This is a genomic window from Actinomyces sp. oral taxon 897, assembly GCF_002999235.1.
Taxonomy (GTDB): domain Bacteria; phylum Actinomycetota; class Actinomycetes; order Actinomycetales; family Actinomycetaceae; genus Actinomyces.
In genome coordinates, this window is the sequence record NZ_CP027236.1 from 267,703 (window position 1) to 287,475 (window position 19,773).

A 19,773-nucleotide genomic window follows, 5' to 3' on the forward strand; every position below is an offset into this window, starting at 1 on the left:
AGGACACTCTCTATGCGACGCAGCATTATCACCAGTGCGGCTGCCGCCCTTCTTGTCGGTTGCGTGATGGCTCCCGCCTCCGCCGACGAGGTGACGGACACCGCCCCTGCCGCGGCCGAGGAGCTGGCGGCCGACCAGGGTGGTGCCCCTGCGGCCGAGGAGCCCGCCATTGACCCCGCTCCCGCGGCCGACCCGGCCCCTGAGCCTGAGCCTGCACCCGCGGCCCCGGTGGAGGAGGAGCCCGCCGCTCCCGCCCCCGCCCCTGAGCCTGAGCCCGCTCCCGCGGCCCCGGTGGAGGAGGAGCCCGCCGCTCCCGCCCCCGCCCCTGAGCCTGAGCCCGCTCCCGCGGCCCCGGTGGAGGAGGAGCCCGCCGCTCCCGCCCCCGCCCCTGAGCCTGAGCCCGCTCCCGCGGCCCCGGTGGAGGAGGAGCCCGCCGCTCCCGCCCCCGCGGCCCCTGCCGCCGAGCCGGCAGGCGCCGCCGCTGAGCCCGCTGCTGCGGCTGCTGCCCCCGGTGCCGCCGCTGCTGAGCCCGCCGCGGCCCCTGCCGCCGAGCCGGCTGCTGCCGCGGCCCCTGCCGCTGACCCCAATGGAACTCTCGTTGACCTCAGTGAGACCACGTATCGGTTCCTGATCAATTCGTCCGTGCTTCATGACGCAGTGCTTCTCCAGGTTGAGCGTGATGGCTGCCTGCTGACCCTTACGGTCAAGATCCAGGCCGACGGCTCCTACACCCTTGAGGTCTGGGACGACCAGGTGCTCATTGGCTCGCTGCCGTTCTCCGGCAGCGCGGGGGACATTCGCACGCTCCAGTACCTTATGACCGCCAATGTCGGGACCCTGTGGTCGGGCTATGACTTCACTATTCGTAACGCCCGAGACCAGTTGGTCTCTGCGTACGACTGGGACTTTGAGGGCTCCCAGCACGTCATGGACGAGTGCCACCAGCAGGCCTGCGCCGGTGGTGGCGGGACCGGCGTGACGGGGACCGGTGTGGCCGGGACGGGCACGCTGGCCGAGCCCCTGGCCGCCGCGCCCGCTGTCGCTGAGCCCGCTGCTGCGCCTGCCGCTCCGGCTGCTCCTGCTGCCCAGCCTGCCGCTCCCGCCGTCGCGGGTTCTGAGCTGGCCTACACCGGTGCGCAGACCCTGGAGCTGGGCACGGCCTCGGCGTTCCTCCTGGGCGTGGGCGCCGTCGCCCTCCACGCCAGGCGCCGTCGCGCCTGAGGGCGAACGCTCAGGGCGGGTGCTCCCGTCTTCTGAGAACTGAACTGTCCGGGCCCGGGGGAGTTGCCACGCCTCCCCCGGGCCCGGCGCTTCCCGTGCGCGGAATCACGCGGCAGCCACCGCCGCCACATTGTGCGCTGTTGCCCTACCTGGCAGAATCGTCGGCTGGCCTCCGGTTCACCTGTGCCTCCGCACGGGACCCGGGACCCTCTGATCGCCTAAGGAGACACCGATGAAGCAGGGTATCCACCCCGACTACGTGGCCACCACGGTCACCTGCACCTGCGGCAACACCTTCCAGACCCGGTCCACCGTCACCTCCGGTGAGATCCGCGTGGACGTGTGCTCGGCCTGCCACCCGTTCTACACCGGCAAGCAGAAGATCCTCGACACCGGTGGCCGTGTGGCCCGCTTCGAGGCCCGCTACGGCAAGCGCAAGCGCTGACCACCGCCCGACGCCGACGGACACCCTTAACGGGCCCGTCGGCGTCCTGGTACCCCGCCGCGAGTGCACGCCCCTGGTGGGGCGTCTTCTTGACGGCGGGCACTTCCTACCGTTGGGATGACCTCTATGACCCAAGGAGACTTCTCCGCCGTCCAGCCCGTCCTGGCCGAGTACGCCGCTATCGAGGAGCAGATGGCCGGCCCGGCCGCCGCCGACCCCGCGGTCATGCGCCGTCTGGGGCGCCGCTACGCCGAGCTGGGGCGGGTCGTGACCGCCTACCGTGCCTGGGAGGCGGCCAGTGCCGACCTCGCCGACGCCCGTGACCTGGCCGTGGAGGACGCCGACTTCGTTGCCGAGCTCCCCGCCCTTACCGACGCCCAGGCGCAGGCCGCCGAGCACCTGCGCGAGGTCCTGGTGCCCCGTGACCCCGACGACTCCCGTGATGTCATTATCGAGGTCAAGGCCGGTGAGGGTGGGGAGGAGTCGGCTCTGTTCGCCTCCGACCTGGCCCGCATGTACGCCCGTTACGCCGAGCGCCAGGGCTGGGTGGTGGAGGTCATGGACTCCACCGCCTCCGACCTGGGCGGTTACAAGGACGTCCGGCTGTCCATCCGCTCCCGGGGTGCCGTCGAGCCCGGTGGGGGCGTGTGGGCGCACCTGAAGTACGAGGGCGGCGTCCACCGCGTCCAGCGCGTGCCGGTCACCGAGTCCTCCGGCCGCATCCACACCTCGGCCGTCGGGGTCCTGGTCATGCCGGAGGCGGACGACCCCGGTGAGCTCCAGATCGACGCCTCCGACCTGCGCATTGACGTCTTCCGCTCCTCCGGGCCGGGGGGGCAGAGTGTCAACACCACCGACTCCGCGGTGCGCCTCACCCACCTGCCCACCGGGATCGTGGTGTCCATGCAGAACGAGAAGTCCCAGCTGCAGAACAAGGAGGCGGCCCTGCGCGTGCTGCGCGCCCGCCTCCTGGCCGAGCGGGCCGCTGCCGCTGCCGCCGAGGCCGCCCAGGTGCGCCGCAGCCAGGTGCGCACCGTGGACCGGAGCGAGCGTATCCGCACCTACAACTTCCCTGAGAACCGTATCGCCGACCACCGCACCGGCTACAAGGCCTACAATCTGGACGCCGTCCTGGACGGCGACCTGGGGCCGGTTGTCGCCAGCGCGATCGAGCTCGACGAGGCTGAGCGACTGGCGGCCGCCTCCGAGCGGGCATGAGCCCCCACCTTTCGTCTCCTCCCCGCACCCCTCCTCGCGAGAACGGTACTTGTTCGTCGCGAGAACGGTACTTGTTCGTCGCGAGAACGGTACTTGTTCGTCGCGAGAACGGTAGGGGTGTTGACAGTGCCTACCGGAACCGGCTTGGTCTGCAGGAGGCTCCTGCCTGGCGGGTGTGGGGCCCGGCACCTGTTGGGTGTGCGGACGGTAGGGGTGTCGGGTGTGCGGACACCAGGGGCCCGCGACCGGCGCGTGCCCGGGAGGCCTCGTGAGCGCGCCGGATCCGCCCGGGCCCTCGTCCCTGGACCGCTACCAGCTGCGCGCTGCGGTCCGCTCCGCCGCAAGGCGCCTGGCCGCCGCGGGTGTGGCCTCGCCCGAGGTGGACGCGCGCCTGCTCGCCGAGCACCTGCTGGGGGCCCCGCTCGTCCTGTCCGACGGCGCCGGGGAGGACTTCCTCCCCGCCTACCTCGCGCTCGTGGGGCGTCGGGCGGGGCGCGAGCCGCTTCAGCACGTCCTGGGTGTCATGTGGCTGCGCGGGCTCGAGCTCCAGGTGCGCCCCGGCGTCTTCGTCGTCCGCCCTGAGACGGAGGTGGTGGCGGGGGAGGCCATTGAGGCCGCACGCGCGCTGCCCACCCCGCTCGTGGTGGACCTGTGTACCGGCTCAGGCGCCATTGCCGCGGCCGTGGCGGTGGAGGCGCCGGGGGCCCGGGTGGTCGCCGTCGAGATCGACGGGGCGGCTGCGGCCCTGGCCCGGGAGAACTGTGAGCGCCTGGCCCCGGGGCGGGTGGAGGTGGTGGGGGCCGACGCCACCGCCCCGGGCACGCTGGCGGACCTGGACGGGTGCGTCGACGTCGTCGTGTCCAACCCGCCCTACCTGCCGCCCGGGTCCGTGGAGGACGCCGAGACCGCCCGCTACGACCCGCGTGCGGCCCTGTTCGGCGGGGGGCGGGACGGCCTGGACGTACCGGTGGCCGTGGTGGGACGGGCCGCCGCCCTGCTGTGTGGCGGGGGGGTGCTGGTGCTGGAGCACGACCCCGGCCAGGGGGCGGCGCTGCGCCAGGCCGCCCGGGCCGCTGGGTTCGTCACGGCGGACACCGGCCAGGACCTGACCGGCCGGGACCGCTACCTGCGCGCGGTGCGCTGACGGGCGGGCCCGTCCGGGCTGCCGGGTCAGACTGGCTGCCAGGTTGGACCGGCCGCCAGGCCGGGCAGCCGGGTCACCTCGACTGCCGGGTTGTGCCCAGACGGCGGGCCTTCCCTGCCGCCCTGAATCAGGTGAGCCAGCTCACCTGGTTGTTGGGCGTATCCCGGGACCGCGCCTTCCGACAAGAGGTACGCTTCTTTGTACGTTTCATTGAGGGGGGTTGCCGTGAAGATCATGAGCTACACCGAGTCCCGCGCCCACTACGCCGAGGTACTGGACTCCGTCATTGACGACTGCGAGGAGGTCGTCATCACCCGGGCCGGGCACGCTCCGGCGGTCATTGTCTCGCTGGCGGAGTACCAGTCCCTCAAGGAGACCGACTACCTCCTGCGCAACCCCGCCAATGCCAAGCGCCTGCTGGAGTCGATCGCCTCATTGGAGGCTGGCCACGGCACCGTCCACGAGCTCATCGAGCTGGACTGAGATGACGCTCATCTGGTCCGATCAGGCCTGGGAGGACTACCTGTGGTGGCAGCTCCATGACCGCAAGGTGCGCAGGCGCATTAACCTGCTCCTGCACGACATCCAGCGCTCCGGCCACGAGGGGATTGGCAAGCCCGAGCCTTTGCGGTACCAGCTGACCGGCCACTGGTCACGGCGCATTACCGACGAGCACCGCCTCGTCTACCGCATCGATGACGGTGGGGACATCCACATCGTGGCCTGCCGCCACCACTACGGCGACTGACCCGGCCAGCGGGCCCGTGCGCGCTGGCCCGGCACGGCCGGTGAGCGTGATGGCGATCCGCTATGGTGCTGGCATGACCCCACTGGCTGCCCGGCTCACCGAGGAGACGGACGCCCTCGTCCGCGACCTGCGCGAGGCGCTGGCCGCAGCCGGCGACCCCGAGCGGGCCGAGCAGCAGCGCCGCTACCTCAAGTCGGCCATGGAGATGTACGGCGTCGGCGTCCCCCGCGCCCGCCGCATCGCCCAGGCGGTCGCCGCCTCCCACCCCTGCCTGTGGCGCGACGCCACCGGCTGGGAGGCCGCATTGCGCCGGGTGTGGGACACGGCCGGGCACCGGGAGGAGCGGTTCGCGGTGCTCGCCATTATCCGCTCCAGATTCTCCGCGCCCCACGCCGACCGCATCGAGTCCCTCGCCTTGTACGAGCACCTGCTGCGCACCGGGCAGTGGTGGGACCTGGTGGACGAGGCCTCGCACGCCGTCGGCCTCGTGGTGCGGGCGCATCCTGCCGCTGCCGCCCGGATGCGCGCCTGGGCGACTGATGCGGACCTGTGGGTGCGCCGCAGCGCGATCATCTGCCAGCTTCAGCACAAGGAGCGCACCGATCTGCCCCTGCTCAGCGACGTCATCGAGGCCAACCAGGACGACGGCGAGTTCTTCATCCGCAAGGCGATCGGCTGGGCGCTGAGGGACTACGCCCGCACCGACGGCGCCTGGGTGCGCACTTTCGTTACGGACCACCCGCGCCTGTCCCCGCTGAGTCGGCGCGAGGCGCTCAAGCACCTGTGAGCCGGGACCCCGCGAGGCCAGCGGCCCGTCGCCGGCCCGGAGAGTCTCCGCCCCGGTGCGCGTCCGTGGCATGGGCTGGGCTACATTGCGGGCCGCTACGGCAGCCCCCGCTCCCGGTGCGCCTCCGTGGCATCCGGCCTCGCACCGCCGGCCTCGCTTCTCTTTCCCGGGGCGACGGCGAGATTCTCCGGTGGCGGGGCTCTCGCCGCTGAGCCCATAGAACGTGCGAGGATGCCCTCATGAGCCTGACCGTCCCCGCCGGGTCCTCCCACCACCGAGACATGAGACTTAAGTCTCATGTCATCCTGTGGAGGACGACGCCCTTGCTCGACGAGATCCTGCCCGTCATCATTGCGGTGGCAGCTATGTCGGTGCGTGTCTGTCTGGATGAGGAGTGAGACGTGCCCACTCTGGTGATGATCAACGTCAAGGACGGCATGGACTCGTCCATGAACAAGAAGGCGTACGCCTTCCTGGAGAAGCTCAGGGCCGATGACACCCTTCCCGGCCTGCACATTGAGCCCATTCAGTCGGCCGCCGACCCCCGAGTGCGCACAGGCAGGGTGGACCGTAATTTCCGGGCCGTCCTGTTCAAGGTGGACAGCAGCTTCGGTCCCGTCTACGGATTCTACGGCATCTGGCCGCACAACAAGGCCATTGAGATAGCGCGCACCACCCGCCTGACCACGAACCGCGTCAACGGGGTCCCCGAGATTCACCGCATTACCGATGCCGTCGAGGCGCTCGCCGAGGACGCCCCGGTCTCCAGCGCCCCAGCCGAGGCGCCCGGCAGGTCCTTTGCCTCCCCGGCTCCTGCGGACATCCCGGTGCAGAGCGCGAACGTCATGGGGAAGGCCCCCGGCTGGGAGCCGGGCCTGACCGTGCAGATTATCCACGACCGTCTCGGTGTGGACGAGGAGCTCGTCGCCCGTGCGCTCGCCGCGCCCACCGAGGACGCTCTGGAGGACATTATTGGGGCCGCAAGCGTGGAGTGGCAGGCCGACGCCCTCCTGGAGCTGGCGACCGGTACCCCGCTGGAGCAGGTGCGCAGCAACCTCGCCCTCGACCAGGGCGCCGTCATCGAGGGCACGGAGGACGAGAAGTTCCTCGCCGGCCTGAACCTGCCCGCCGCCCGCATGACCTTCTACAAGGTTGAGGACAATGACGAGCTGCGCCGGATTATTAATAGTGGGGACTTCGGTGCCTGGCGTATATTCCTCCACCCCCAGCAGCGCGAGTACGCTGAGAAGTCCCGTAACGGCTCCTTCCGCCTGTCCGGGGGCGCGGGCACCGGCAAGACCGTCGTCGCCGTCCACCGCGCCCGCAACCTGGCCCGGGCGAACCCCCGTGCGCGCGTGCTGCTGACCACCTACACCCGTAACCTGGCCGACGACCTGGCCTCCCAGGTCCACCAGCTCTCCGGCGCGCAGACGGTAGAGCGGCTCGATAGGCCCGGTGTCTACGTCAGCGGCATCGACCAGCTCGTCTGGGCCATAATGAAACGGGCTCGCTCCGGTATCGCCGACGCCGTCAAGGACGTGCTCGGACACCCCCGGGAGGACCCGCTGAAGTCCTCCGACGTCAGCTGGGACCAGGCCATTGACGAGGCCGGACGGATCCTTCCCGCCGAGATCGCCACCACGGCCTTCTTCGAGGCCGAGTACGAGACCGTCATCCTGCCCTACCGGGTCACCACCGAGTCCCAGTACCTGAGCGTGCGGCGTCAGGGCCGGGGACTGTCCCTCAGCCGGGCCAGGCGGATGGCGGTCTGGAAGGTGGTCGCGGCCTACCGGTCCGCCGGCCGCGCGGAAGGGGGGACCAGCTTCGCGGAGAGGGCGGCGATCGCAGCCGCGTGGCTTGAGCGGACCGGTCAGCACCTCTTTGACCACGTGATCGTCGACGAGTCCCAGGACCTCACCCCCGCGCACTTCCAGCTGCTGCGTGCGCTGGTCGCCCAGGGACCCGACGACCTCTTCCTGTGCGAGGACTCCCACCAGCGCATCTACGGCCAGAAGGTGACCCTGTCCCACTACGGGATCGAGATCCGCGGGCGGGCCCGCCGTCTGACGCTCAACTACCGGACCACCGCGCAGAACCTGGCCTGGGCCGTGAACGTGCTCGAGGGCGGCTCCTTCACCGACCTGGAGGGACTGGTCGAGAAGCACCCCTACCGCTCCTCACGCTCCGGGCCGCTGCCGTTCCTTGCCCGTGCGAGCTCACCGCACGAGCAGATACTGTGCGTCACCGCGATCGTGCGCAAGTGGTTGCTGACGTCTGCGGCCGGGGAGACCGGTGCCGGGGCCCCGGCCCCCGAGACGATCGCCGTCCTCGTGCCCGACAAGCGCCAGCGCGACCAGGTGGCCGCCGCGCTGGGCGAGCAGGGCCTGGAGGTGCAGGTCGTGGACCGTGAGGAGGTCAGGCCCGGCAGGCCGCTGATCATGACCATGCACCGCGCCAAGGGTCTGGAGTTCACGCACGTGCTCCTGCTCGACGTCAACACGCTCCTCGACCCCCGGCGCCGCTACCGGGAGCCCCTGGACAAGACGGCCCTGGCTGACTGGCGGCTGCGTGAGCGCTCGCTGCTGTACGTGGCGGCCACGCGGGCGCGCGACGTGCTCGCGGTCGTGCCCACGCCCATGCCCAGGAGGTAGCCCGTACCGGCCGGGGGACGTCAGCCGGGCCCCGGCGAACGCTGTGCACCGAGTGGTGGGGTGGCGGGTACAGGCAGGTGTCCGCCTGGCCCTGACGCTCTGCCGCCGACGGTCAGGCGGTGTCGTCTTCGTGACATCACACTCGGTACGGCTGCGGTACAGCCCTGCCCCGCCTAGAATGAATCATGGCGTCAAATCCTGATTCAGGAGGTGTGCCCATGACCGTTCCCACCACTACCACTACCGCTCCCGACGCCGTCGCCCGAGCACTGACCCAGGCAGGCCTCAGCCAACGACAGGCAGCTGAACGCACCGGTATCTCACAGTCGACCATCTCACGGATCCTCAACAACCAGCGCACCCCCACCATGCCGGAGCTCATCCTCCTCGCCCAGGCGACCGGGGTCACGCTCTCGGCCCTGACCGGACGCGGGACGGTGGCGGACCGCTGCCGTATGGCAGCGCGCTCGACCGAGGGTGCGACCATGGAAGCCATGCGTGCCACCGCCATCGGCTACCTGGAGCTCGACGCCTACCTGGCGGACCAGGCGATCCCGCAGGCTCGCTGATGCGGAGAAGCACTCAGGTTCTCGGACGCAAGTCCGCGGAGCGGTTTCGTGAGGAGCACGGCCTCGGTACCGGTCCCCTGGTGGACCTCGTAGGGGTCATTGAGGAGGCTACTGGTCACGACGTGGCCATTGTCAAGGCGCCGACCAATGAGCACGGCCTGACGGTGACCGATCCTGAACGTGGTGCCGTTTTCGTCCTCATTGCGTGCAGTGACAACCCGATGCGTCAGCGCAGCAGCCTCGCCCACGAGCTCAGCCATGTCATCCACTCCGACTGTGTAGAACTGAGCCCGAGGACTGACGGGAGGCGTCCGGCCCCGGAGCGGCTCGCCGACGCCTTCGCGCGTCACCTCCTCATTCCGCGTGCCGCCGTTGAGCGGGCCATGGAGAGTCACCAGGGGGAGTGGACCGAGGCCGACCTGTCCCTCCTGGTCCGCAGGTACCTCGTGTCTCCCGCTATTGCCGCCATAGCCCTCAGCGAGGCCGGAGCCATTACCGACGACACCAAGGAGGAGTGGAAGCAGATCTACACCCCTGTTCTCGCCGCCCGCTACGGGTGGAGCGAGTATTACGCGGCCCTCCAGAACGTGTCCCGCCGTCCGCGTCCCCCTCGGCGTCTGCTCGCCAGGGCCATTGAGGGTTATCGGCAGGGCGTCGTGTCGGCACAGACGCTGGCAACGCTCCGAGGTGTCCCGGTCGTCCAGCTTGTGTCCGAGATGGAGAGCGCCGGGGTACGACCGGTGCCGGACAGCCCGGTCTGGAGCATACCGTCTACTGCCTCCTTTCCAGCGGTCGACCTCGCTGAGCTCGACGTGCTGCTTGGGGACGAGTCCGAGGCGGAGACGTGAGCCCGCCCGTAATTCTCGATGCAGGTCCCAGCCTCAACTTTTTCGCCACCAACTCCGAGCGGCTTCTGATCCGGGTGGTCGGGCCGCTGACATTACCTCGTACTGTGTACCGCGAGATCGAGGGAAAGGCCGCTAGAGATCCGCGGTTCGAATCAGCCTCACGTACGCTCGGGAAGCTTCGTGGCAGCAAGTTCCTGACTGTTCTCGATGACGTCTACTCCGACACCCTCGGCGGCGTCGTCGTGAGGATGACTGGTCAGTCGTTTGCAAGGCGGGTTCTTGAGCCTAAGAATCTTGGTGAGATCATGGTCATTGCGCACGCCGTGGTCCTCGCGGAGGCGGGAACAGACGTCGGTGTTCTCGTCGACGACGGTCAGGGTGCCCGCCTGGCTACCTTGGAGTCACGGCGACTTAGGCGTCTGCAACAGCAGGGACGGAGCGTCGGGACCGTCTCGCTGATGCGTACCCCCACCGTCCTTGAAAAAGCTATCCGTGACGGTTGCTTCGGGGACCGAGGAGAGCTTCGTAAGCTGTATGAGCGGATGCGTGGTCTCGATGACGGCCTCGTGCCAATTGAGGACACAGGTCTTCTACATAAGCCTCTCTGGCGGCGAGAGCCAGGTTGATCACAGAAAATAGGCGTCTTGTCGTAAGCCGGGAGGCATCGTTCCTGAGGACGATGCCAACATTTTTGAGGAGATTATTTCTCAGGCATTGATCGTGTTGGCTTACGAGTTGTTAATGGAGCTGACCTTGGGAGGAAGATGACCTGGTTGTGGTGGTGCGCCCGCCATCGACCCGGGTACTGGGAGGGCCTGGCAGCCCCGGGCCCGTGGGGGCAGACTCGGGGCATGACCGCACACGCACTCGCTGATACCCGAGGTGACGTCTCATGACAACGGTTCTCGTCATTGGTGCAACCGGCCAGGTCGGCCGTCTGGTGGCTGAGGAGGCCCTGGGGCGCGGCCTGAGCGTGCGGGCCCAGAGCCGTGACGCCGGGCGGGCCCGTGGCGTGCTGCCCGCGGGTGCCGAGGTCGTCCAGGCCTCACCCGCGTCCGCCGCGGACCTGCGCCTCCTGGTGGAGGGGGTGGACGCCGTCGTCCTGACCCACGGCGGGGACGTGGACGGTCGTGGGGGAGTGAGCTTCTACGAGACCGTCCTGGCGGTCCTGGAAGCCCTGGAGGCCGGGACCCACGTCAGCCTCATGACGGCGATGAACACGAGCCGCTCGGCGGGCCGCAGCCGCTACGGCTTCGTGGAGTGGAAGCGGCGGGCCGAGCGCCTCGTGCGCGTCAGCGGCCACCCCTACACGATCGTGCGGCCCGGCTGGTTCGACTACCAGGGCCCGGGCGACCGACGTATCGACCTGCGTCAGGGGGACACGGTCACCGGCCGCCCCGGCGTGGACCGCCGCCACATCGCCCAGGTCCTCCTGGAGGGCGCCGCCGTCCCCTCCGGGGCCCGACGCACCGTGGAGGTCTTCAGCACCACCGGTGCGCCCGTGACCGACTTCGAGGCCCTGTTCGCCGCCACCCGGGCGGACGGGCCCGGCGCCCTGGACGGCGTGCTCGACGCCAACAACGTGCCGCTCACCGACGAGCCCGCGTCCGTCCAGGCCGATATCGCGCGGCTGCGCGGGTGAGCGAGGAGCAGGCGCACGGGTCGGCGTCCGGTGCGAGGGCGTCCGGGGCCACCTGGGCGACGGCGCCAGCCTGCCTGGAGCAGGGGTGAACCGACGCGGTGAGGCCTGGACCGGAGCGGTCGCCTCCTGCCATCGACTGCTAATTTAAGCTAAATTAGCAGTTGCTGGCAGTTAGCCGTTCTGAGGAGCCGGACATGAAGACGCCCGTCCCACCACCGTCGCTGGAGGCGGTCACCGCCTCCCTGCGGGGGACGCCCCGGTACCTCGAGGTCCTCCTTGACCAGCGACTGCGAACGGATCCGGACTACCACCCGTGGGACTGGTTCCTCCTCCCGGCTGCTGCGACGCGCCCCCGCACGCTATGCGCGCTCCTTCCTGTACACCGAGCACCAGGGTGATCTCACCTACTTCCTCCTGGAGCAGGCCAGGGTCGTGGTCCGGGCTGTCAACGAGCTCGACGCCTACCTGGCGCGCAAGACGGCGGAGCTGCGGTCCGCCGACGTCCTCCTACGCGGGCTCGGGCTGAACTACCGCCAGACGGACGTCCTGGGGCGGTTTCTGCGCGACCCTGGGCTGTCAACCAGCGTCGCGGACCACCAGGCGCGCTACGGCGTCGTGGCACAGACGGCCCGGACCGACCTGACCGACCTCGCCCGGCGCGGTTACCTCGACGCCTCCAGGCAGGGGCGGCGCGTGGTGTGGCACCCGGTGGGGGACCTACCAGCACGCCTGGGAGCGTAGCGTTCCGCGGGATAGCGTCGTCGCCAGCCTCCTCGGCGGTACCGCCGTGAGTGGGGGAAGCGATGGTGCCAGCTCGGCAGGGCGTCCGGGGCCCGCGGTACCGCCCTTAGGCTGGTATAGGCTGGCCGTGAGATGAACGCGATGAACTCCCTCTTCGGCTCCCTGCCCGTCTCCGGTACGCAGGTGCGCCCCGGTGCGCAGGCGCCGGCAGAGGCGGCCCTGCCCAGCCTGCCCGACCCGGCCGACGACTCCTGGGCCGACGTCGAGCCCCCCGCCGAGGACTGGGAGACCGAGCCTCCCGCCGAGGAGGCGCCCCCGGACCTGGGCGCCGTCGCCCCCACCTGGGAGGAGCACCAGACCGGCGTCTCCGCCCTCGTCGCACGTGCCCGGGCGAACGCCGCCCGCGCCCGCGATGCCGGGAGGCGCGAGCCCGCCGGGGGCGGGGCCACGGCGTCGGGCCCCGGGGACGCGGCACGCCCCTACGGCCCAGGCCCCCTCCCCGGGCTCACCGTCGCCGACCCCACCACCCTCCTGGCCGACCTCAACCCCGCCCAGGCCCAGGCCGTCACCCACGCCGGCAGCCCCCTGCTCATAGTGGCCGGCGCCGGGTCCGGCAAGACCCGGGTCCTGACCCGCCGCATCGCCCACCTCATCGCCACGCGCCGCGCCCGCCCCGGGGAGATCCTGGCCATCACCTTCACCAACAAGGCCGCCGCCGAGATGCGCGAGAGGGTCACCGCCCTGGTGGGCCCGGTGGGGCAGCGCATGTGGGTGTCCACCTTCCACTCCGCCTGCGTGCGCATCCTGCGCCGCGAGCACGCCGCCGCCGGACTGCGCTCGACCTTCTCCGTCTACGACGCCGCCGACTCCGCACGCCTGATCACCCTCGTGGTGCGCGAGCTGGGCATCGACTCCAAGCGCTTCACCCCCAAGGCCTTCGCGCACCGCATCTCCGACCTCAAGAACGAGCTCGTCAGCCCCGCCCAGTTCGCCGAGGAGGCGGTGACCTCCAACCCCCTGGAACGCCACCTGGCCGAGGTCTACCCCGCCTACCAGGCCCGCCTGGGGGCCGCGAACGCCCTGGACTTCGACGACCTCATTATGCGCACCGTCCAGCTCCTGCGGCAGCGCCCCGATGTGGCCGAGGCCTACCGGCGCCGCTTCCGCCACGTGCTGGTCGACGAGTACCAGGACACCAACCACGCCCAGTACGTGCTGGTCCACGAGCTCATCGGGGGACCGGGCACCTCCGGGGCCGACTCGGCCCTCCCCCCCGGTGAGCTGACCGTGGTGGGGGACTCCGACCAGTCCATCTACGCCTTCCGCGGAGCCACCATCCGCAATATCGAGGAGTTCGAGAAGGACTACCCGACGGCCCGCACCATCCTGCTGGAGCAGAACTACCGCTCCACCCAGAACATCCTCACCGCCGCCAACGCCGTCATCTCGCGCAACCCCGGGCGCCGGGAGAAGAACCTGTGGACCGACTCCGGCGACGGGCCCGCGATCATCGGCTACGTGGCCGACTCCGAGCACGACGAGGCCCGCTGGGTCAGCACCGAGATCAGCCGCCTGGCCGAGGAGGCCGGTGTGCGCCCGCGCGACGTGGCCGTCTTCTACCGCACCAACGCCCAGTCCCGTGCCCTGGAGGAGGCCTTCATCCGCTCCGGGCAGCCCTACAAGGTCGTCGGCGGCACCCGCTTCTACGAGCGCAAGGAGATCAGGGACGCCATCGCCTACCTGCGTGCCGTGGACAACCCCGACGACGACGTGTCCCTGCGTCGCGTCCTCAACGTGCCCAAGCGGGGCCTGGGGGACAAGGCGGAGGCGGCCCTGGGCGCGCACGCCTCCAGGTACTCGGTGAGCTTCGGGCGCGCCGTGGCCGACGCCGCCGGCGAGCCTCGGCCCGCCACCGGGTCGGCAGGGGCGGCGCAGCCCGCACCCGGGGCCCAGGACGGGACGGGTGAGGTGGGCTCCGGGGCGCCCGGGGCCCAGGAGGCGACCGAGCCGCCCGCCGTCCAGGGGCTGACCGCCCGGGCCACCAGGCAGGTGACTGCCTTCCACCAGCTCCTTACTGGCCTGCGCCACCAGCTCGCCGCCGGCGACGGCGTCGCCGACATCCTCGACTCCGCCCTGGACGCCTCCGGCTACCTCGCCGAGCTGCGCGCCAGCGACGACCCGCAGGACGCCGCGCGCGTGGAAAACCTCGCCGAGCTGCACTCCGTGGCCGCCGACTTCCAGGACGCCAACCCCGACGGCGCGCTCGCCGACTTCCTGGAGCGGGTCAGTCTGGTGGCCGACTCCGACCAGCTCCCCCCGGGCGCCGACACCCAGGACGCCCACGCCCCGGACCAGGAGCAGGGCCAGGTCACCCTCATGACCGTCCACACCGCCAAGGGGCTGGAGTTCCCGGTCGTCTTCGTCACCGGCCTGGAGGACGGGACCTTCCCGCACTCCCGGGCCCTGGCCGAGGAGACCGAGCTGGCCGAGGAACGCCGCCTGGCCTACGTGGCCCTCACCCGCGCCCGTGAGCGCCTCTACGTGACCCGGGCCGCCGTGCGCTCCGCCTGGGGGGCGGCCAACGCCATGCCCGCCTCCCGCTTCCTGGAGGACATCCCCGCGCAGACCATGGAGTGGAGGCGCATCGCCTCCTCCACGGACGCCCTGCGTGGGGGCGGCACCGGCTGGGGGAGCAGCTGGGAGGGCGGGCTCGGAGGCGGGCGGGGCTCCTACGGCACCGGGGGCGGTGCCGGGAAGGCCGCGGGGGGCCGCCGTCGGCCCTCCTACGACGACGACTTCGCCCCGCCGATCGGCTCGGGCCGCCCGAAGCGCACGGGGCGGCTCGGCCGGGTCGAGACCCCCAAGGACCGCTTCGAGGCGCGGCGGGCCGAGCGCATGGCCAAGCGGGGCAGGCCCACGCGGCTCGACGGCTCGAGCGCCGGGGCCGATGGGGCCGACGGCGGGGCGCTGCCCGCCGCCGTCGCCGGTCTGAAGGTCGGGGACCGCGTCCGCCACGACGCCTACGGCGAGGGGGACGTCGTCGCCCTGGAGGGCGCGGGGCGCTCGACCGTCGCCCGCGTCACCTTCACCGTCGACGGCGCGAAGAACACCAAGCGCCTCATGCTGCGCCTGGCGCCGATCGCCAGGATCTGAGGGGTCCGCGCCGGCTCGGACCTGGCCGAGGCGTCCGCTACGCCCTTTTGTCTCTGCTACGCCTCTTGACCCTTCACTGTACGAGAAAAAGGAGCGTAGCAGAGGGTGAAGGGGCGCAGTAGACGGAAAAAGGCGTAGCAGACGATCCGGGGCGGTCGGGGCTGGCGCGGGCCGAGCCCGCCTCGCACAATGCGAGCCCGGGTGACATCACCAATTCGACCCCCCAGGGGGTGGAGCCGTCGCAGACGGTGTCCGCGGCGCTCGGGGTGGTGCCAGCTCCACCCCGAACCCGCCGGCTCCACCCCGGACCCTGGTGCTGGCCCCATGGAGGGGTGGGAGAGCTCGTGATGTCATTGCCGCATGGCACAGCATCCTCGTCCTCTCACCGTTTCCGCGGCCCCCGCCGCTCCCGCGGACTCCGCCGCTCCCGCGGACTCCGCCGCTCCCGCGGACTCCGCCGCTCCCGCGGACTCCGCCGCTCCGGGCTCGCGCGAGCGACGCTCCTGGCTCCAGGGGCTCGCCGGAGCGGGGCTCTTCCTCCTCACCCAGACCCTGATCATCATCGTGGCACGAGGCGGCACGCACCTGCTGACATCCGTCATGCCGCAACCCATGGCCTACCTGACGACCGCGCTCCTCGTCTCGGCGACGTGCGTGATCACGGTCGTGGCGGGGTACCGCCTCATCGTCCGACGAATCGGTTGCCGTGAAGCGCCCGAGATGGGCGGCCCCGGCGCACTGCGCGAGCTCGCCGCGGGGCTGGCGCTGGGCGGCGCGCTCATCTGCGCCGTCTTCGCAGTCCTCGCCCTGGCGGGGGCCTACCGCATCACCGGGGTCGGCTGGTCGGAGGGCATCGCCGTCGGCCTGATATTCGGGGTCGTCGGAGGATTCAACGAGGAGACGATGTTCCGCGGATTCCTCCAGCGACTCATCGAGACCAGGCTGGGCAGCTGGTGGGCGCTCGGAACCATCTCCGTCGTCTTCGGCCTGCTGCACCTGACCAACTCCGGAGCGACCCTGTCCGGCTGCCTCATCATCGCCCTCACGGCCGCGCCGCTGCTCGGGGCCTGCTACCTGCTCACCCGGCGCCTGTGGCTGGCCATCGGGGTGCACGCGTCCTGGAACTTCATCCAGGGCGGCGTCTTCGGCTCCGACGTCTCGGGGACCGGAATGATCAAACGGGGCCTGTTCGAAGCGACCTTCCACGGGCCCGACTGGCTCACCGGCGGCCGCATGGGCGTGGAGGGCTCCGTCGTCACCGTGGTCGTGTGCGCGACGGCGGCCGCGGTGATCCTCCTGATGGCCCGACGCCGGGGAATGCTGCTGGCGCCGCGATGGCGGCGTCCGGCGCCGGCGGACGACGACGTCGTCGAGCGGCGGTGACGGCGGCGGGTGCGGGCGGGCGCCGCGCCGTCGGACGCTGACGGACGACGACGAGCGGCGTCGAGCACCGCGGACAGCGGCGGCCGGTGACGATCCGCCCGGCTCACGGGGCCATCGGGGTTGCGAGCCGGACCTGGTCGGGCCCGGCCCGCCCGGTTCACGACCGGGCCGGCACCAGGCGCACGGCCCGCCGATCGGCCCGGAAGTCGTTGACCGGGGCGTCGGAGGCGTAGCCCAGGGCGAAGCCCGTGATGAGGCCGTAGTCGGCCGGCGCCTCGAACTCGGCGTCGAAGGGGCGGCGCCAGGTGGCCAGGACCCCGAGGGGGCAGGAGTCGACGCCGCGGGCCTTGGCGGACAGGAACAGGGTTTGGAGCATGAGCCCGGCGTCGAGCGCGGCGAAGGGCATGAAGTCCTTGTGGATGAGGACGAAGCCGATGACCGGCGCGCCGAAGGCCTCGCAATTGCGCCGGGCGGCCGCGTCGCGGGCCTCGCGGTCCCGACGGGCGATGCCCATGTGCGCGTACAGCCGGCCGCCGACGGCCTGGGAGTGGGGCAGCAGCTCCGCGGGGTAGGGCGCCCAGGTGCGGTAGTCGCCGTCGGGCGCCCTGCCGCTCAGGACCAGGCGAGCCGTGGCGCCGCGCTCCTTGTGCTGGACGGGGAGGGTCGCGTCGAACTCGGCGACGTAGGCGGCGCGCAGGCGGTCCGCCCGCTCCCCGGTGGCCAGCGCCACCATGAAGGGCCGGGTGTTCGACCAGCTCGGGGCCTGGCGGGCGTCGTCGAGGATCGCGTCGAGGACCTCGCCCGGCACCGGGTCGGGCCGGAAGTCGCGCACGGAGTGCCGGGCGGCGGCCAGGTCGGAGAAGGCTTCGGGGTTCACGGCGGTGGCTCCTTGGGAAGTGCGGCGGTGCTGGCGGTCGGGGCCGCCCCGGACTCTACGACCGGCGCCGGGGGACGAAGGTGGAGTCGTCCAGCGTGCGGATGACCCGGGCGGGGGAGCCCACGGCCAGGGAGCGGGCCGGGATGTCGCGGGTGACGACGGCGCCCGCGCCGATGACGCAGTCGTCGCCGATCGTCACGCCCGGGCAGACGATGACGCCGCCGCCCAGCCACACGTTGTCCCCGATGACAATGGGATCGGCGCTCTCCAGCCCCGTTCGGCGCGGCGTCGGCTCCAGGGGGTGGATCGGGGTGAGCAGCTGGACGTTCGGGCCGAACTGGCAGTGCACCCCGATGGTGATGGTGGCGACGTCCAGGGCGGTGAGCCCGTAGTTGGCGAAACTGCCCTCGCCGACGATGATGTTCTCCCCGTAGTCCACGCGCACCGGCGGCAGGAGGATCGCACCGGCCCCCAGGTGCGGGATCGCGGCGCGCAGGTGGGCCTGGGCGTCGGGCTCGCCCTCGTCGAATGCCCGCTGGTAGCGGGACAGCTCGCGACGGGCTCGGGCGGCGATCCGCCGGGAGTCCGGGTCGTCGGACACGTACCAGTCCCCGGCGAGCATGCGCTCGCGGTTGGTCCGCGGATCCCCCTGGAGGTAGGGGGCGGCCAGGGGGAAGCGCTCCCCGGTGCCCTGGGACGGGGCGGGGGCGTCGTCGGTGCTGTGGGAGCCGGTCATGGGCACGAGCCTACCGGGCCCGCCCCGTCTGCGGCCCGTGGCGGCCCCGGCCCAGTGGGCAGACCGGGAGCCAGGAGGGTCACGGTGACCTGCGGCCCGTAGCGGGTCCGGCCCCGGCCTTGGGCGGGCCCGGCCCCGGCCCACCGCCTGGTGGCGGGCCCGCGGTCGGGCGTCGGCGGCGTGAGGGCCCGGCCCGCGGGCGGCCTCAGGGCAGGAGCGAGGCGTTAGCAGGATCCACGCCAGCGCGGCCCCCTGGGGCGGGCGGCATCAGGTGTGCGGCTCGCTCGGTGGCGGCGTGGGTGACGGCGTGGCGGTGCCGTCCCCCACCTGGAGGACCACCAGGGGCGGTGAGGTGGGCTGGGCGGAGCCGCCCCGGGGCTCCCGGGTGATGAGGACCTGCTGGCCGGGCCGGGGCGTGAGGGCCAGGAAGGAGAAGGTGTCCCCCGAGCCGGGGTCGTAGACCCCCAGCGAGGTCGTGTCGTCCCCCTGCCTGAGCCAGACCTGGAGGCTGGAGCCCGGGACGGGGGCGGACATCCCCGCAGGCAGGCTCAGCGCCGTCATCCCCATGCCCTCCGACCAGGTCAGGGTGGCCACGTGGCCGTCTGGCATGGCCTGGGAGACCCGTCGCACGTCCTGGGCCTGGTTGAGGTGGGCGAAGTGCTCCGTGGCGGACATGGATTCCATGGCGTTCCAGTGCCCCAGGACCGCGCCGGTGCCCAGGAGCGCCACGCACGCCGCCGCCCGCAGCACCACGGTGCGCCAGCGCCGTCGGCCCAGGGGGACCACGACGGCGTCGGCCCGCCCCGGATCCGGGGCCTCGGACGGCGCCCTGGGCGCGGAGGACGGGGCGGGACGCTCCTGGGGCGTGCGGGCGACCTGCTCCAGGAGCCGGGCCCGCAGGGCGGGCGGTGGAGGGACCGGCTCCAGCGAGGCACCCAGGAGGGAGGCGGTCTCCCCCTCCAGGAGCGCCTCCAGCTCGGCGTCGGCGGGGACGTCACGGGGGCCGGTGCCCCGGGTGCCGGTCATCGTTCCACCTCCAGGTGAGTGCGCAGCTTGAGCAGTCCGTCACGTACCCTCGTCTTGACCGTCCCTAGCGGCACCCCGCAGCGCCTGGCGATCTGTGCGTGGCTGAGGCCGCTGAAGTAGGCCAGCTCGAGGGTGGAGCGGTGCGGCTCGCCGACCTTCTCCAGGGCCCGGTGCAGCCGCGCCCCCTCCAGGTGGTCCTCGGCGGCCTGGGCGGTGACGTCGTAGTCGGGCTCGTAGCCACCGCGCCAGGCGTGGTCACGGTCCCGGCAGGACTGGCTGGAGCGGACACGGTCAATAGCCCGACGGCGGGTCAGGGTCACCAGCCACGCCCGGGCACTGCCGCGCTCGGGACGGAACGTGGCGGCACGCTGCCACACCTCCAGGAACACCTCCTGGAGGACCTCCTCGGACTGGGCGCGGTCCACCACGATACGCAGCACCAGGGCCAGGAGCCTGCCCGCCCAGGCATCGTACAGGCAGGCGAAGGCCTGGGCGTCCCCCTGCGCGACCCGGGTCAGCAGGGCGGCGTCCGGCTGTGCCTCCGGCCCCGCCCCCGTGGTGTCCTGCGGTGTCACGGTGACATC

General features: G+C 71.7%; 20 protein-coding genes. 16 read left to right on the top strand and 4 right to left on the bottom strand.

From position 1 onward, the window contains the following. Window positions 1-12: 12 nt before the first annotated feature. The 16 genes from C3V41_RS13270 (at window position 13) to C3V41_RS01195 (ending at window position 16,550) form a co-directional block, all read left to right on the top strand. Window positions 13-1,221, top strand: coding sequence for a hypothetical protein (locus C3V41_RS13270; protein ID WP_174714736.1), 1,209 nt, complete (start codon window positions 13-15; stop codon window positions 1,219-1,221). 232 nt (window positions 1,222-1,453) lie between these two features. Then, entirely contained in the window at window positions 1,454-1,666 is a 213-nt protein-coding gene (gene rpmE / locus C3V41_RS01130) for a 50S ribosomal protein L31 (protein WP_106108738.1), read from the top strand. A gap of 117 nt (window positions 1,667-1,783) precedes the next feature. Then, entirely contained in the window at window positions 1,784-2,884 is a 1,101-nt protein-coding gene (prfA, locus tag C3V41_RS01135; protein WP_217350944.1) for a peptide chain release factor 1, read from the top strand. A gap of 268 nt (window positions 2,885-3,152) precedes the next feature. Beyond that, window positions 3,153-4,028: a peptide chain release factor N(5)-glutamine methyltransferase gene (gene prmC / locus C3V41_RS01140; RefSeq protein WP_254423633.1), complete on the top strand. Its 876-nt coding sequence runs from the start codon at window positions 3,153-3,155 to the stop codon at window positions 4,026-4,028. A gap of 225 nt (window positions 4,029-4,253) precedes the next feature. After that, window positions 4,254-4,511 (top strand): type II toxin-antitoxin system Phd/YefM family antitoxin, encoded by a 258-nt coding sequence (locus C3V41_RS01145; RefSeq protein WP_106108740.1) that lies wholly within the window; start codon window positions 4,254-4,256, stop codon window positions 4,509-4,511. Between the two features lies 1 nt (window position 4,512). Continuing rightward, window positions 4,513-4,776 (top strand): Txe/YoeB family addiction module toxin, encoded by a 264-nt coding sequence (locus C3V41_RS01150; protein WP_106108741.1) that lies wholly within the window; start codon window positions 4,513-4,515, stop codon window positions 4,774-4,776. A 73-nt stretch (window positions 4,777-4,849) separates the two neighbouring features. Then, the gene (locus C3V41_RS01155) at window positions 4,850-5,563 is read left to right on the top strand and encodes a DNA alkylation repair protein (protein WP_106108742.1); all 714 of its coding nucleotides are present in this window, start codon (window positions 4,850-4,852) and stop codon (window positions 5,561-5,563) included. Window positions 5,564-5,802: 239 nt separating this feature from the next. Further along, a complete protein-coding gene (locus C3V41_RS12995) occupies window positions 5,803-5,961 on the top strand; it encodes a hypothetical protein (protein ID WP_165271558.1) in 159 nt (52 codons plus the stop codon). 3 nt (window positions 5,962-5,964) lie between these two features. Beyond that, on the top strand, window positions 5,965-8,214 hold the full coding sequence (locus C3V41_RS01160) for a UvrD-helicase domain-containing protein (RefSeq protein ID WP_106108743.1): 2,250 nt from the start codon (window positions 5,965-5,967) through the stop codon (window positions 8,212-8,214). Window positions 8,215-8,432: 218 nt separating this feature from the next. Beyond that, window positions 8,433-8,783, top strand: a complete 351-nt coding sequence (locus tag C3V41_RS01165) for a helix-turn-helix domain-containing protein (RefSeq protein ID WP_106108744.1) — start codon at window positions 8,433-8,435, stop codon at window positions 8,781-8,783. Next, complete coding sequence (locus C3V41_RS01170) at window positions 8,783-9,631, top strand: ImmA/IrrE family metallo-endopeptidase (RefSeq protein WP_106108745.1); 849 nt, start codon at window positions 8,783-8,785, stop codon at window positions 9,629-9,631. The genes C3V41_RS01165 and C3V41_RS01170 overlap by 1 nt, the downstream gene beginning before the upstream one ends. Then, the gene (locus tag C3V41_RS01175) at window positions 9,628-10,257 is read left to right on the top strand and encodes a hypothetical protein (RefSeq protein WP_106108746.1); all 630 of its coding nucleotides are present in this window, start codon (window positions 9,628-9,630) and stop codon (window positions 10,255-10,257) included. Before C3V41_RS01170 ends, C3V41_RS01175 begins: the two co-directional genes overlap by 4 nt. 266 nt (window positions 10,258-10,523) lie before the next feature. Next, window positions 10,524-11,273, top strand: coding sequence for an NAD(P)H-binding protein (locus tag C3V41_RS01180; protein ID WP_106108747.1), 750 nt, complete (start codon window positions 10,524-10,526; stop codon window positions 11,271-11,273). A 276-nt stretch (window positions 11,274-11,549) separates the two neighbouring features. Next, the gene (locus tag C3V41_RS01185; RefSeq protein WP_106108748.1) at window positions 11,550-12,014 is read left to right on the top strand and encodes a hypothetical protein; all 465 of its coding nucleotides are present in this window, start codon (window positions 11,550-11,552) and stop codon (window positions 12,012-12,014) included. A 132-nt stretch (window positions 12,015-12,146) separates the two neighbouring features. Next, complete coding sequence (locus C3V41_RS01190; protein ID WP_106108749.1) at window positions 12,147-15,167, top strand: UvrD-helicase domain-containing protein; 3,021 nt, start codon at window positions 12,147-12,149, stop codon at window positions 15,165-15,167. A gap of 360 nt (window positions 15,168-15,527) precedes the next feature. Then, complete coding sequence (locus tag C3V41_RS01195) at window positions 15,528-16,550, top strand: CPBP family intramembrane glutamic endopeptidase (protein ID WP_106108750.1); 1,023 nt, start codon at window positions 15,528-15,530, stop codon at window positions 16,548-16,550. 157 nt (window positions 16,551-16,707) lie between these two features. On the opposite strand, the gene C3V41_RS01200 is transcribed toward C3V41_RS01195, so the two are convergent. From C3V41_RS01200 to C3V41_RS01215, 4 genes are all read right to left on the bottom strand, one after another. Continuing rightward, on the bottom strand, window positions 16,708-17,427 hold the full coding sequence (locus tag C3V41_RS01200; protein WP_106108751.1) for a nitroreductase: 720 nt from the start codon (window positions 17,425-17,427) through the stop codon (window positions 16,708-16,710). A gap of 55 nt (window positions 17,428-17,482) precedes the next feature. After that, window positions 17,483-18,163 carry a sugar O-acetyltransferase gene (locus C3V41_RS01205; protein WP_106108752.1) on the bottom strand — a complete coding sequence of 227 codons (681 nt, stop codon included), beginning with the start codon at window positions 18,161-18,163 and terminating at the stop codon, window positions 17,483-17,485. Between the two features lie 267 nt (window positions 18,164-18,430). Continuing rightward, a complete protein-coding gene (locus tag C3V41_RS01210) occupies window positions 18,431-19,189 on the bottom strand; it encodes an anti-sigma factor (protein ID WP_106108753.1) in 759 nt (252 codons plus the stop codon). Next, on the bottom strand, window positions 19,186-19,764 hold the full coding sequence (locus tag C3V41_RS01215) for a sigma-70 family RNA polymerase sigma factor (protein WP_106108754.1): 579 nt from the start codon (window positions 19,762-19,764) through the stop codon (window positions 19,186-19,188). The genes C3V41_RS01210 and C3V41_RS01215 overlap by 4 nt, the downstream gene beginning before the upstream one ends. Window positions 19,765-19,773: the final 9 nt, after the last annotated feature.